The 12,903-nt window shown below is 69.7% G+C and carries 13 protein-coding genes; 7 read left to right on the top strand and 6 right to left on the bottom strand.

What is annotated here, in order from left to right; all coding sequences use genetic code 11:
* Position 1 precedes the first annotated feature (1 nt).
* Entirely contained in the window at positions 2-991 is a 990-nt protein-coding gene (locus AB7V09_RS12060) for a patatin-like phospholipase family protein (RefSeq protein WP_419143920.1), read from the bottom strand.
* A 34-nt stretch (positions 992-1,025) separates the two neighbouring features.
* Here AB7V09_RS12060 and AB7V09_RS12055 point away from each other — a divergent pair, with 34 nt between their 5' ends.
* The 4 genes from AB7V09_RS12055 to AB7V09_RS12040 all read left to right on the top strand — a co-directional run bounded on the left by AB7V09_RS12055 (position 1,026) and on the right by AB7V09_RS12040 (position 3,956).
* Entirely contained in the window at positions 1,026-2,132 is a 1,107-nt protein-coding gene (locus AB7V09_RS12055; protein WP_419143901.1) for an NADH:flavin oxidoreductase/NADH oxidase, read from the top strand.
* Positions 2,133-2,240: 108 nt separating this feature from the next.
* Positions 2,241-2,606 (top strand): winged helix-turn-helix transcriptional regulator, encoded by a 366-nt coding sequence (locus AB7V09_RS12050; protein ID WP_256694824.1) that lies wholly within the window; start codon positions 2,241-2,243, stop codon positions 2,604-2,606.
* Between the two features lie 309 nt (positions 2,607-2,915).
* The gene (locus AB7V09_RS12045; protein WP_419143900.1) at positions 2,916-3,776 is read left to right on the top strand and encodes a zinc-binding alcohol dehydrogenase family protein; all 861 of its coding nucleotides are present in this window, start codon (positions 2,916-2,918) and stop codon (positions 3,774-3,776) included.
* A 3-nt stretch (positions 3,777-3,779) separates the two neighbouring features.
* On the top strand, positions 3,780-3,956 hold the full coding sequence (locus tag AB7V09_RS12040; protein WP_419143919.1) for a zinc-binding dehydrogenase: 177 nt from the start codon (positions 3,780-3,782) through the stop codon (positions 3,954-3,956).
* A gap of 49 nt (positions 3,957-4,005) precedes the next feature.
* Here the strand turns inward: AB7V09_RS12040 and AB7V09_RS12035 are convergent, their stop codons facing one another.
* Both AB7V09_RS12035 and AB7V09_RS12030 read right to left on the bottom strand, forming a co-directional pair.
* Positions 4,006-4,461: a YchJ family protein gene (locus tag AB7V09_RS12035; protein ID WP_279014614.1), complete on the bottom strand. Its 456-nt coding sequence runs from the start codon at positions 4,459-4,461 to the stop codon at positions 4,006-4,008.
* A 2-nt stretch (positions 4,462-4,463) separates the two neighbouring features.
* Complete coding sequence (locus AB7V09_RS12030; protein ID WP_419143899.1) at positions 4,464-5,798, bottom strand: M18 family aminopeptidase; 1,335 nt, start codon at positions 5,796-5,798, stop codon at positions 4,464-4,466.
* An 82-nt stretch (positions 5,799-5,880) separates the two neighbouring features.
* On the opposite strand from AB7V09_RS12030, the gene AB7V09_RS12025 reads away from it, so the two are divergent.
* Both AB7V09_RS12025 and AB7V09_RS12020 read left to right on the top strand, forming a co-directional pair.
* On the top strand, positions 5,881-6,534 hold the full coding sequence (locus AB7V09_RS12025; protein ID WP_419143898.1) for an HAD-IA family hydrolase: 654 nt from the start codon (positions 5,881-5,883) through the stop codon (positions 6,532-6,534).
* A gap of 96 nt (positions 6,535-6,630) precedes the next feature.
* On the top strand, positions 6,631-7,194 hold the full coding sequence (locus AB7V09_RS12020; protein WP_419143897.1) for a GtrA family protein: 564 nt from the start codon (positions 6,631-6,633) through the stop codon (positions 7,192-7,194).
* 258 nt (positions 7,195-7,452) lie between these two features.
* Here the strand turns inward: AB7V09_RS12020 and AB7V09_RS12015 are convergent, their stop codons facing one another.
* Positions 7,453-8,265 (bottom strand): peptidyl-tRNA hydrolase, encoded by an 813-nt coding sequence (locus AB7V09_RS12015; RefSeq protein WP_419143896.1) that lies wholly within the window; start codon positions 8,263-8,265, stop codon positions 7,453-7,455.
* Between the two features lie 277 nt (positions 8,266-8,542).
* On the opposite strand from AB7V09_RS12015, the gene AB7V09_RS12010 reads away from it, so the two are divergent.
* Entirely contained in the window at positions 8,543-9,829 is a 1,287-nt protein-coding gene (locus AB7V09_RS12010) for a M48 family metallopeptidase (RefSeq protein ID WP_419143918.1), read from the top strand.
* Positions 9,830-9,935: 106 nt separating this feature from the next.
* Here the strand turns inward: AB7V09_RS12010 and AB7V09_RS12005 are convergent, their stop codons facing one another.
* Positions 9,936-11,294 carry a PAS domain-containing protein gene (locus AB7V09_RS12005; RefSeq protein WP_419143895.1) on the bottom strand — a complete coding sequence of 453 codons (1,359 nt, stop codon included), beginning with the start codon at positions 11,292-11,294 and terminating at the stop codon, positions 9,936-9,938.
* A 582-nt stretch (positions 11,295-11,876) separates the two neighbouring features.
* Positions 11,877-12,903, bottom strand: a 1,027-nt coding sequence (locus tag AB7V09_RS12000; protein ID WP_419143894.1) for an arsenic resistance protein, incomplete at its 5' end; no start/stop codon positions are given.

Below are 12,903 nucleotides of genomic sequence, written 5' to 3'. Positions count from 1 at the left end.
CTCAGCTCGCCAGGAAGGCCTCAATGGCGGGAAGCTCGCGGCGGGCCTGGGCCAGTCCGGCCTCGAAGGCGGTGACGATGCGGTCGTAGCGCAGCTCGCCGTTGGCGATGGGCATGCGCTCGGGCCGGAAGAGGTATGCGCGCCCCTGGCTGCGCAGGTGCTCCAGCTCCTCGACGGTGCGGTTGTAGTTCTCGGGGCGGTCGATGACTGCCTGGACCAGGGCCGGGTAGCGGGGGTAGAGCCGCTGGAGAATCTCGATCTCGTGGCGTCGCATGGGCGGCTTGCGGTAGCCCTCGGGACGGGTCATGACCACGAGCAGCTTGTCGTAACCGTCCACGCGGGCGGCGTCGATGGCGAAGCCGCCGGTGGGCCCGACGGCGCCGTCCACGTAGGGGGCGCCGTCGACCTCGACCATGGGCATGAGCACCGGCATCGACGACGACGCCCGGGCCCGCACCAGCAGGTCCGCCATGGCGGGCATGTCCTCCAGGCCCCAGTAGACCTCCTCGCCGGTGTCGCAGCGGAAGGCGCCCAGGCGCACCGTGGTGGGTGAGGCGGCGAAGGTCTCCCAGTCGAAGGGGATGGACTCGTCAGGGGCGGAGGTGTGCAGGTAGATGTGCTCGGAGTTGAAGTAGCCCTTGCCGGTCACGAAGCTGCCCCAGCCGCCGGCCTGGGGGTCGGTGGTCAGTCCCAGGTAGGCCTCACGGGTGCGCCAGGTGTCCCGGGAGACGAAGTTGCAGGTGTTGGTGCAGCCCGCTGAGATGCCCCCGACCCAGGGGAAGGACAGCCCCGCCTCCAGCATGACGCGCACGAGTCCGGCCGTGTAGGCCCCGCGCATGCCGCCGCTCTCGAAGACGAGGGCGACGTCGTCGGGGCCGTGGGTGATGGGGGCGGGCCGGTGACGGGGGTCGGTGACGGGGACGGGACGCGAGATCACGCCCGGGAGCCTATGGGTTCCATGGCGCCATCGCACGGGTGATTCCCGCCCCATGTCGGCCGAGTGGTCGGGAGAGTAGCGTGAGGTCATGAGTTCCTCCAGCGCGCTGCGCATTCTTGAGCCAATGACCATGCGCGGGCTGACCGCTCGCAACCGCCTGTGGCTGCCGCCGATGTGCATGTACTCAGTCGAGGCGCAGGACGGCATCGTCACCGACTGGCACGTGGTCCACTACGCCAGCCGCGCGGTGGGCGGTTTCGGCACGGTCATCGTGGAGGCCACGGCGGTCACCCCGGAGGGGCGCCTGTCCCCCAACGACCTGGGGCTGTGGTCGGATGAGCAGGTCGCCGGCCAGCGCCGCCTGGTGGAGGCGATCCACGCCGGCGGGGCCCTGGCGGGTATCCAGATCGGGCACGGCGGGCGCAAGTCGGGGACCCCTCCGTGGCGCCCCAAGGTGGAGGGCGCGCGCACCGGCACCCTGGAGGGCTGGGAGCTGCTGGCCCCCAGTGCGATCCCCTTCCCCCAGCACGCGGTTCCCAGCGAGCTGGACGAGGCCGGGATCGGTCGAATCGTGGAGGCCTTCGCGGCGGCCGCGCGGCGCGCCGTCGAGGCCGGCTACGACGTCGTCGAGATCCACGGGGCCCACGGCTACCTCATCCACGAGTTCCGCTCCGCCCTGTCCAACCAGCGCACCGACTCCTACGGCGGAAGCGTGGAGAACCGGCAGCGCTTCCCGCTCGAGGTGGTGCGGGCCGTGCGCGAGGCCATCGGGTCGCAGACGGTGCTCGACATCCGCCTGTCGGCCTCGGACTGGGCCGAGGGCGGCGTCACCGGCGAGGAGACCGCCGCCTTCAGCCGCGAGCTGGTGGAGGCCGGTGTTGACGTCCTGCACGTCTCCAGCGGCGGGAACGTCCCGGCCGCGGTGCCGGTGGGGCCCGGGTACCAGCTGCCGCTGGCCGAGCAGGTCAAGCGGGCCGTGGCCGGCAGCGACGTCCCGGTGGTGGGCGTGGGTCTCATCGAGGACGCGGCCCAGGCCGAGCAGGCGCTCATCTCCGGACAGGCCGACGCGATCGCCGTGGGCCGGGCGGCCCTGCGCGACCCCTACCTGCCGCTGCGCTGGGCGGCCGACCTGGGGGCGCGCTCCTGGGAGGAGGCCCCCTGGCCCATCCAGTACTGGCGCGGCACCTGGAGCTGAGCGAGTCCTCGGACCGCCCGACACCAGTACTATCTCCTGGGAAGTCCTCAGTCGCATGCGACGTATCCATCTTCTGGAGGTAGATCCTTGGGCAGCAGCGATTCGACGGTGCGCAGCACGCAGAGGCACCGCGGGGACGTGTACTCCTCGCAGTGCCCGTGCCGCGACCTTCTGGACGTCGTGGCCAACAAGTGGTCCGCGCTGGCCATCGGCGCACTGGCCGAGGGACCGTTGCGCTTCGGGGAGCTGCAACGGCGCCTTCAAGGAATCTCGCCGAAGGTGCTGACCGCTACGCTGCGCCGGTTGGAGGACCACGGACTCGTGCACCGAGAGGTGATCCCGGAGGTTCCTCTTCACGTGGAGTACTCCCTGACGGAGGTCGGCCGGAGCGCCGTCGAACCGGTATTCGCGCTTCGGGAATGGGCCGAGTCCCGATACGCGCATGCGCTGACTCACGCGAGGTCGACCCCCTAGGTCGCGTGTCGATATGAAGGTGATTCCCCAGGGCCACGCCCCGGGGAATCAACACTGCGCACAGTTCGTCGGGAACGCACCTGAGCCCTCGACATCGGACTCTCAGGGTGCTGCGGGCCTACGGCGCGCCCACGAGTCCCTGGGCATTCGGACGCCGTCACGGCCAGCTCACCAGCACCCCACTATCTTTTTCATAGTAGAGGTCGTTGCGGGTAACCACTTTCTTCTGACTACGGTCTGTGCTCGTTGACGGTGCACATCCGTCGAACCTGGCACAAGCCGATGAGCAAGGAGAGCAAGGAGCTATCGATGCCCTCAAGCAGCCCTGACACCCGACGCACCATGACCGCTGTCGTCACTCGATCCGGAGGCTCGGTGGACATCCCGGATGTCCTGGTCGATGCCACCGTCCCCGCCCCGGCGGCTCCCACTGGCCACGACATCCTCGTGGAGGTCAAGGCACTGTCCGTCAACCCCGTTGACGTCAAAGTGCGCGCCGCCCTCAACCACACCGGCGGCGAGGAACGCATCCTGGGATGGGATGCAGCGGGGACGGTCATCGCGGTCGGCGAGCAGACCACCCTCTTCCAGCCCGGCGATGACGTCTACTACGCCGGAGCACTGGAGCGTCCCGGCTCCTACGGACAGCTGCAGCTCGTGGACGAACGCATCGTCGGACCGAAGCCGAGCTCGTTGGACTATGCAAGTGCGGCGGCACTGCCCCTGACCTCCCTCACCGCGTGGGAGGCTCTTTTCGACAAGCTCCACCTGAGCAGGGACTCCACAGGCACGATCCTCGTCCTGGGAGCCGCAGGAGGGGTGGGCTCCATGGTGATCCAGCTGACCAAGGCCCTCACTGATGTCTCCGTCATCGCCACTGCCTCACGCGAGGAGTCCCGTGACTGGGTCCGGTCGCTGGGTGCCGACGCAGTGGTGGACCACTTCGCCGAGGACCTCGCGCAGCAGATTCTCGCCATCGCACCGGACGGCGTCGAATACGTCTTCACCCCGCAGAGCCGAGGGCGCGTGCCGCTGCTGACCACAGTGGTTCGTCCTTTCGGGGAGATCGTCGCCATCGACGACGAGCGAGACCTGGACCTGTACGCGCTCAAGGACAAGGCCATCTCATGGCACTGGGAGTTCATGTTCGCCCGCCCCAGGCACGGCTAAGATCTGATCACCCAGCACCACATCCTCTCCACCATCGCCGAGCTCATCGACAGCGGAAGAATCCGTGGCACTGCGTCCCAGACGCTCACGCCTCGCAATGCTGCGCAGATACGGGCAGCTCACCGCCTCATCGAGAGCGGGCGCGCAGTGGGGAAGATCGTCGTGACCGACGCCGGCTGAGTCGACCGGATCGGGACCGAAGCGGGCCCCGATCGCCGGACGCGACGGGCTATCCGACGGCGTCGAGGTAGAGCCAGCGGCCGGCGCGGCGGGTGAAGCGGGAGCGCTCGCGCATGGCGTCCTCCACCACTCCCCCGCGCCCGTCGCCGCTGCGGTAGGTGGCGGTGAACTCCACGATGCCGGTCTCGTCGTCCTCCCCGCCACCGACGGTCTCGTGGATGGTCAGTCCCGTCCACCGGGTCCCGGGGTGGCAGTAGGGCCCCTCGGGGCGGGTGCGCGGGTGCCAGGTGCGGAAGAGGTAGTCCTCGTCGCCGACGACGAAGGCCGTGTAGCGCGAGCGCATGAGGGCCTGGGCGGTGGGCGCCGGGGCGCCGTCGTGGAGCGGCTCGCAGCACTGGGCGTAGGTGCGCCCGCTGCCGCAGGGGCAGGGGTCGGCGCCGTGCACGCCGGCGGCGCGGATCGGCGAGTCCGACCGGCCCCTGCGGCCCGCCTGCTTCCCCGCCATGCTCAGGCCCCCTGCCAGTAGGCGTGCAGGGCCTGGGCAAGCCAGGGGCCGTCCTTGACGCCGCCCATCTCGCGGGCCGAGTGCATGCTCAGCAGGGGCACGCCGACATCGACCGTGGTGATGCCGAGGCGGGTGGCGGTGATGGGGCCGATGGTGGACCCGCAGGGCACGGCGTTGTTGGAGACGAAGTCCTGGCTGGGCACGCCAGCGGCGGCACAGCCCCGCGCCCAGATCGCGGCGCCCGCGGCGTCGGTGGCGTAGCGCTGCTGGGCGTTGATCTTGAGCAGGGGCCCGTGGTTGATGAGCGGCTGGACGGCGGGGTCGTGCAGGTGGGAGTAGGCGGGGTGGACGGAGTGCCCGGCGTCGGCGCTCACGCAGGTCGAGCGGGCCATGAGGGCCTCGAGGCCGTCACCGCTGACGCTCAGGACCCGGGCCAGGCGCCGCAGGAGCGTCTCGAGGAAGGGGCCACCCGCCCCGGAGCGGGTGTCCGAGCCGACCTCCTCGTGGTCGAAGGCGACCAGGATGACAGGCTCGGCGGGCTCGGTCCCGGCGGCCGCGAGCGCCTCGAGGGCGACCAGTCCGGCGTGGACGGAGGAGAGGTTGTCCAGGCGGGAGGAGGCCAGGAACTCTCCGTCGCGGCCGAAGCGGGCGGGCGCCTGGGTGGGGTAGGTCAGGACGTCGTGGCCGGCGAGCTCGGCCGGGTCGATGCCGGCGATCTCGCACAGGTGGGTCTCGACGGCGTCGGGGGCGGCGTCGGGTTCGGCCAGTGACCACAGGGGCAGCAGGTGGGTCTGGCGGTCCAGGTGGAGGGTGTCGTTGACGCTGCGGTCCAGGTGCGGGGCGATCTGGGCCACGCGGGCGATGGGGCCGGTGCGCACGAGGTGGACGGCGCCGTCGCGGGTGGTCAGGCGTCCGGCCAGGCCCAACTCGCGGTCGAGGAAGGAGGCGAGCAGGGGGCCGCCGTAGACCTCGGCGTTGATGAGCTGCCAGCCGGAGCGGACGAGGGCGGCGGCGGGCTTGAGCTTGAGGGCCGGGGAGTCGGTGTGGGCGCCGACGATGCGCACGCCCGCCCCCGGGTTGAGCGTCTCGGGCAGAGCCCAGGCGGCGATGGCGCCGTCGCGGATGACGTAGCCACGCCGCGGCAGGTCCTCCTGCCAGGTGACGGTCTCGTCAGCACGGGTGAAGCCGGCCTCCTCCAGGCGGCGGGCGACCTCGGCGGCGGCGTGGTAGGAGCTGGGCGAGGCCGTGACGAAGTCGATGAGGGAGTCGGTGTAGGCGTCGTCGTCGCGCAGGATCTCGGCAGCGTCACGAGTGGGGGTGCTGGCAGCATCAGTCATGGCCCCAGTCTTCCACCGGTGCGCCCCACACCCCGACCGACCTCCCAAGAAAACCCACCGTGAGGTAGGGCAGAATCGGGGTGTGAGCATCTCTCAGCCAGTCATCCCGCCCGCCTCGTCCACGCCCGTGCGCGCCGTCCTGCTCGATGCCGACGGCGTTCTGCAGCTCATCGGCACCCCGTGGGTCGAGGCGCTGACCCGCGGCGGCGGACCCGCCTTCGCCCAGGCCATGATCGACGGTGAGACCGACGCCCTGGCAGGTCGGGAGACCCTCACCGAGCTGCTGGAGCGGGTGGTGAGCAACCTGGGGCTGGAGCTGCGCGCATCGGACCTGTTGGAGATGTGGCACCGGGCCACGCCCGACCCTGTGGCCTGGCAGGTGGTGAGGGACCTGCGCGAGGCGGGTTACACCACGGTCCTGGCCACCAATCAGCAGTGGGAGCGTCGGGCCTGGATGCGTGAGCAGCTGGGCTATGACGGCCTGTGCGACATCGACGGCTACTCCTGCACGCTGGGGGTGGCCAAGCCGGATGCCGCCTACTTCCACCGGCTGCTGGAGCTGGCGGGGGTGGAGGCGGACCAGGCCCTGTTCGTCGATGACAGCGCCACCAACATCGCCGCGGCCCACGAGGTGGGCTTGCGCACTACCCACCACCCGGCCGACGCCGGCGGCGAGCTGTTGCGCCGCGAGGTCGCCCAGGCCCTGACGCCGGCCGCCTCTGCGCCGCACGGATGAGCCGGCGGGCCACTGCTCCTCCTTTCGGAACTTGCCCAACCGGCGCGGTCGGGGAAGACTCCCCCTGACAGGAGCCATCACAGGGAAGGACACCTCATGGCAGGAACCGCGACGGACGACCGGGCCCCCGGGACCACCACCGCTGAAGGAGCTGCGTCCACCGTCGAGTCCTCCGCCTCCACGACCCGCCGCGCCCCGGAGGTCTTCCTGCGCCTCATCACGGCGATCCACTCCGTCCTGCCGGGCTTCGTGCGCCGTCGGCTGCCGGTGACCTTCATCGGCTACGCGATCATCAACGGCTCCGCCTTCTTCCTGGACATCACCTGCCTTTGGGTGTTCTACAACCACCTCCACTGGTTCTACCCGGTGGCGGTCACGGTCGGCTACGCCATCGCGTCCGTCTACTCATTCCTGCTCAACCGGTGGCTGAACTTCCAGGCCCACGGGCACGTCGTCCAGCAGGGGGCGGGCTACATGGCCGGGGTCGTCAGCCAGTACGTCATCTTCATCCTGGGGCTGTCCTCACTGCTGCACTGGTTCGGGGTCAACGCCGAGCTGGCGCGCGTCATCTCGGCCTGCTGCGAGGGCATCTACCTCTACGTGTTCATCCGGCTGTGGGTGTTCCGCGGGGTGCCGGAGCCCGAGGAGCAGTCCCAGTAGGCATCCGATCGGGGAGGTCCTTCTTCGACGAGGACTGCGTTGTCCTCCAGATGACTGGGGTCCGGCCTCAGTCATCTGGAGGACAAGTACGTTCTGGGCGGGAAACGCAGTTCCCGATTCAGGGCGCCACGGCTCCTGAGACGCTCGCCCGGGCGGGAGTCCGGGGACTGGCCGCCCTGGCGGCGATGACGGGCTGATGGAGGATGTCTGGCGGGTCGCCGGTGCCCCTGCGCGAAGGGACACCCAGGTACCGCGCCCTCACCAGAAGGCGCGAGTCGTCTCGGTGGGGCCGTCGAGCTCGGTGAAGCCGGCGTCGGTGACGCTGACGGGCCGGGTGGTGGTCTCCCACTGCTCCCGACTGGGCACGACGACGCGCACCCGGTAGCCGTCCTCGGCCCAGGCCTGTCTCAGGGTGGGCGGCATGGCGCTGCTCTCCCAGGCCAGCTGGGCGGCGTGGCCGCACTGGGCGGCCAGCTTGCCCGAGGTCATCTCGTGCAGGGGGGTCACCTCGATCGTCACAAGGGCCCCGGTGGAGGCCGACGCCGCTGTGAGCGCGATCCGCTCGGCCGCGGCCGGATCCTGGGCGACGCGCGCAGTGATCTCGGCGGGCGGTGGGGGCAGCTCATCACCGGGCGGGAAGTGGGTGCCCTCCACCTGGGTCTTGGCCAGGGCCCCGGGCAGGGGGCGCACCGGCCCGGGCACGAAGGCGCGGGCGGCCGCCTGCCCCCAGCCGGCCGGACCGTCCTGGGTGACGGTGACGCCGTCGATGCCCTGGACCTCCTCCCAGCGCTTGCCGCGGGCCCGACGCACGAGCTTGCGGATGCGCCCGTCGCGCCAGTAGTCGACGGCCGGGTTCCACGGCCCGCCGGGGGCGGCGGCGGGTGAGGCCAGGAGGGAGACGACGGCGCGGGCGGCCGCCTCGGCGACGTCGATCCTCCGGGGCGGGTGGACCTTGTCGTAGCGCACGGCGATCTGCATGCCCCAGGGCACGGTGTGGTCCGGGTTCCCGGACAGGGAGGGCAGGGGCTGCGAGGACAAGAACGGCGAAGACGGCGGGGAGGAGTGTGGCACGCGCAGGAGCCTACGGGGTTGCGATCGACGGCGTCAGGTCCCGCCCGATCCCCGCCTCCTGCTGGACCGCTGGAGCGACAAGGCCGTTTGAGGGAATCGATCAACCACACCTTTTCCCACCAGACGACCGATAAGCCGGAGGCGAAGATCCTCCTGGGGCAGGAGATGAATCCAGCGGCGAGTCGTTTAGGTTGCCGTCATGCCACCACATGTTCCATCCACCGTCCCCGGTCCCCTTGGCTCGACGCCGCCGGCCGTGCCCCCCTCCCGCCCCCGGATGTTCAACGGCGCGACCGTTCACGGCATCAAGGGCATCCGCAAGCTGCGTCACCCCGCCGAGATCCCGCTCCTGATCGCGACCAGCATGGCGACTGCACTGGCCTACCTGGTGTGGATCGCCCTGGTGATCTGGCTGGTCGCCGTGCCTGAACCCACCGGTTTGGGGGCTCAGGTTCGCGACTTCTTCCTCAGTGAGGAGAACAGCGGCATGCAGTTCCTCCTGCTGGTGCCCCTCATCCCGATCATCCTGTGGGTGGCGCGCGCGATGCTGTACGCCAAGCTCCGCGCGACCGCGGTCCAGATGAGTCCCACCCAGTTCCCGGAGGGCTATCGGATGGTTGTCGAGGCAGCCCAGCAGTTCGGCCTGCGCCGGGTCCCCGATGCCTACGTGACCATGGGCAACGGTCAGATCAACGCCTTCGCGGCCGGCCACGGCTACCGGCGTTTCGTGGTCGTCCACTCCGACATGTTCGAGATCGGTGGCCGGGCCCGCGACCCTGAGGCGCTGCGCTTCGTGATCGGGCACGAGGTCGGGCACCTCGCCGCGGGTCACATCTCCATGCTGCGCCTGCTGTTCGTCACCCTCGGCCTCAACGTCCCGCTTCTGGGCAAAGCGCTGGTTCGGGCCCAGGAGTACACGGCGGACAACCACGGCTACACCTACGCGCCTGCGGGTGTGCCCGGGGTGGTGGGGGTGCTCTCCGGCGGCAAGTACCTGGGTGCCGAGGTCAACACCCACGCCCTGGCGGATCGCGCCACGCGGGAGAAGGGACTGTGGCTCCACATGACCGTCTGGCGGTCCACACACCCGGTCATCACCTGGCGCGCCCACGCCCTGCGCGACCGCACCCGCCCGGGGCGGATCATGATCCGTCCGCCGGAGCTCACGGCGTGGTTCCCGCCGCCGGCTCCCAGCGGCAGCGGGCCGTCCGGCTCGTGGCCGACGCCGGAGCAGATGCTCGCGGTGCTGGACTCCACCTCCTCGGCCGTGCCCAGCGAGGAGCAGTTCGGTCGCTACCCCGGTGTGGTCTACGAGGTCCCTCGCGATGAGCTGCGCTGGGCCTCCCCCGTTCCCGTGCCCGTTCCGGTGGGAACCGCGTCTGTCGGACAGGGCGCCCTCTCAGCACCCCCGAGCGCGGCCGGTTCCACCGGGCCGCAGCAGCCCGGCCCCTACGCGTACGGCTCACCGACGGGATCTGTGAGCGGGTCCACGGGATTCTCCGACACAGCTGTCCCCGACACCTCGGCTCACCTGTGGCCAGGCGACGGGCCCGGCCAGAACTGAGGCCCGCCGGGGTCACGACGACCCCGTCAGCGCCCGATCGGCTTCCGGTCAGCGCAGCGGCGCCGGTTGGTGAACGGATACGTTCGCCGACCGGCGCCGAACCGGTTCAGCTCGGGGCGACGGCACCGGCCGCCGTCGTGAAGGAGTCCAGGGCCTCCTTCAGCTCCGCAAAGTTGTCGGCGACATGAGCGGCCTGGCAGCGGGCGGCAAGGTCATCGAGCTCGGCCAGGCGACGGCCCACGGACTCAACCACGCCGGAGGCGGCACTGGAGAGCTCTGCGGCGGTGGCGGGCAGCTCCGGGTCGCTCGACGCGGCCGATCCGGTCCACAGCATGAGGAGCTGGTTCGGGATCGTCATCATGCGGCTGGCCTCGCCGATGTAGGCGACCGCCTGGGCCGCGAGCGCACTGTGGGCCTGGGTCTGACGCTCCATCTCGGCGATGCCCTCACGCAACGACTCGATGAGGTCGGGGATGGCCTGCGCCGAGTACTGCGGGTCTCCGACGCCGTCGATGAGCTCGACGGTGAACAGCGAGCTGATGGTGGTGTGCAGACGGGCCAGGGCGATACGGAAGCGGGTGCGGGCGCCGTTGGTGTCGAGCTGGGCCAGGGTGTCGACGAGCCTCGCCACGAGGGGACTGACCAGGCCCTGCATCTGGGTCCACAGGTCCAGCAGGTCGGCCAGGGGTTTGACCCGGGGGTCGGAGCGGTCCAGGGCGGAGATGTGCGCGGCGCTCAGGCGAGGGTCCTCCAGGGTTCGGGTCAGTCCCTTCCCCGCGGCCTTGAGGGAGGCGGAGAGCTCGGCGAGCTGCTGCTGACCGGACATCCACGAGTCGAGCCCGGCGGCGATCCTGGTGACCGAGTCGAGCATGACGCGCAGGTCCCCGGTGGCGTCTGGGCGCACCGGGATACCGTCGGAGAGCTCCTCACGACGCGCCACCTCCGCCGGCAGGGCCGTGTTCTGGAACTCCTCGTAGGAGGACAGGCCCGCTCCGGCCAGCATCTCGGCGATACGGCCCAGCCCCTCCTCGGCCGCCGCCCGACGGTTGGCCCCGCCATCGATGGCCTGGTCCTCGGTGGCGCGGGCGTCGCGGTAGATGGCACAGGCGGTGTCGAACAGGTCGGAGCACACCGGTCGGGTGCGCACCGAGAGGTAGCCGCCGTCGGACAGCGGGGTGACGGTGGCGAAGACGTCGTACTCGCTGCCGTCGGCGGCGAGGTTGCGCACGTAGGCAGCGAAGGGGCTGCCGGCCTTGAGGGTGTCCCACATGGCCTTGAAGGCGCCACCGGGCATCTCCGGGTGGCGAATGATGTTGTGCGGGGCGCCGGAGAGCTCATCACGCCGGTAGCGCGAGAGCTCGATGAAGACGTTGTTCGAGTGGCGGATGACGCCACGTGCATCAGTGGTGGAGAAGAAGAGCTGGTCGACACCCACCTCATGAACGGCTCCGGTGACCTGCGGCATAGGCAACTGCTCCTTGAAGAGATCGGGGGCTGGCGGCATCCGGCGCCCTGAGCCGGACAACCACTACCTTCCGCCCGTTGATTAACGGTTGGACGGCTGAACAATACACGGCACTTCCGGGACAACACCGACGAGAATCAACACAAAAGGGTTGCCTATACGTTTAAAATACATCAAAGATTGACAATATTTCCCGCTTTTGAAAAGGCTTTCTCCAGCCCCAAGAAAACGAAACAAATTCCGCAACTAGATTCCCAGAATATTCTCAGGTACATTGAAGTGCTCCCTCAGGAGCAGTGGGTTACATAGTGACCGCCGCCGGACGGAACTGGTCGCGAGGGTTGGGGAGCCCAATGACCGATCGGATTTCGAGGCCGCCCGAGTTGATAGGGAGCTCGGCGCGAGCCGCTCTGGCGAAGGAGGGTTGAGTCTCCTCTGGAATATGGGATCCAGGGGCGATGCCACCCTCAACGACAGGGGCCTGTGGGGCTCGGAGCAGTCCGAGACCCACAGGCCACGTCGTTCTTCTGCATCATTGACATCAATGCATCATCATTGCATCGGTTTCTTCCCCACACTCCCCTATCGAATAAGGCGGGGAAGCAGACGGACACCGATTGCCATGACGACGAGCTCCACCAACGTCTGAGCCACCACCACAATCGGCGCCATCCCCATGGAATCGGGCAGCGCGAGAGCCAACGGCAAAACCACCAACGAGTTACGGGTGGTCCCGGAGAAGGCGATAGCCAGGCGCTCCTGGCGTCCCTGGTGAGCCATGCGCCCGGCGACATCTCCCACAGCCGGCATCACCAGAGCGAAAGCCACGAAGAGGGGAACAACCCGGGCGACGACGTCGGGCCGGGAGGCGACGTGGGGAACCTGGGAGGCGACGACGAGCAGCAGGGTCGCCATCATGAGCGGAACCATGAGCGCCGTCGCTGCTGAAGCGAGCCGGTCGGCGGACCGGACCCGGGGTGCGGCGCGCCGCGTGAGGATCGATAACCCCATGGGCAGTGCGATCATGAGGACGAAGGCCTGCGCGAAAGGCCGCCAGCTGATACCACCTCCCTGAGCCCCGGGTGAGCCGGCAGCGAGGGCCAGCCACAGTGGCAGGACGAGGGCCTGGAGGAGCATGAGCACCGGAGATGCCGCCAGGATGCGTGACCATGCGCCGCCGGCCAGTCGGGTTAAGACCATGACGTAGTCGACGCAGGGCGCCAGGAGCACCAGGAGAGTGCCGGCCAGGAGCCCCGACTCATCGGCGACCAGCCGGGACAGAGGCAGGACCACCGCCGGCACCACGAGGAAGTTGACCGCCACAAGCGCCGCCATGAACCGGGCATCGGCGAAGGCGGCCCGCAGGCGATGGAAGGGGACACCGAGAAAGGTCGTGTACAGCAGCGTGACCAGCACCGGGGAGACAGCCGCCTCCAGAAGGCTGCTGGCTGCGGGAGCCGCCAGCCCCAGGACGGCGCCGGCCACGAGCGCACCCAGGTACAGGACCACCTGGTGGTGCTCCATCCACGCGACCACCGGGGCCTGATCGCCTGCGCCCTCCATGACGGAACCGTATCGCGACCAGACGGGACGGTGACCGCTGCCGGAG

This window comes from Actinomyces sp. SKVG-SVH-4(1) (assembly GCF_048514265.1).
Classification (GTDB): Bacteria; Actinomycetota; Actinomycetes; order Actinomycetales; family Actinomycetaceae; genus Actinomyces; species Actinomyces oris.
This window is presented reverse-complemented; position numbering and strand designations above follow the sequence as displayed.

What these genes read in the sequence shown, in the direction of transcription:
- AB7V09_RS12060 (WP_419143920.1), bottom strand. Translation starts at nt 991, where the DNA reads ATGGGGCGGGAATCACCCGTGCGATGGCGCCATGGAACCCATAGGCTC.
- AB7V09_RS12055 (WP_419143901.1), top strand. Translation starts at nt 1,026, where the DNA reads ATGAGTTCCTCCAGCGCGCTGCGCATTCTTGAGCCAATGACCATGCGC.
- AB7V09_RS12045 (WP_419143900.1), top strand. Translation starts at nt 2,916, where the DNA reads ATGCCCTCAAGCAGCCCTGACACCCGACGCACCATGACCGCTGTCGTC.
- AB7V09_RS12035 (WP_279014614.1), bottom strand. Translation starts at nt 4,461, where the DNA reads ATGGCGGGGAAGCAGGCGGGCCGCAGGGGCCGGTCGGACTCGCCGATC.
- AB7V09_RS12030 (WP_419143899.1), bottom strand. Translation starts at nt 5,798, where the DNA reads ATGACTGATGCTGCCAGCACCCCCACTCGTGACGCTGCCGAGATCCTG.
- AB7V09_RS12020 (WP_419143897.1), top strand. Translation starts at nt 6,631, where the DNA reads ATGGCAGGAACCGCGACGGACGACCGGGCCCCCGGGACCACCACCGCT.
- AB7V09_RS12010 (WP_419143918.1), top strand. Translation starts at nt 8,543, where the DNA reads ATGTTCAACGGCGCGACCGTTCACGGCATCAAGGGCATCCGCAAGCTG.
- AB7V09_RS12005 (WP_419143895.1), bottom strand. Translation starts at nt 11,294, where the DNA reads ATGCCGCAGGTCACCGGAGCCGTTCATGAGGTGGGTGTCGACCAGCTC.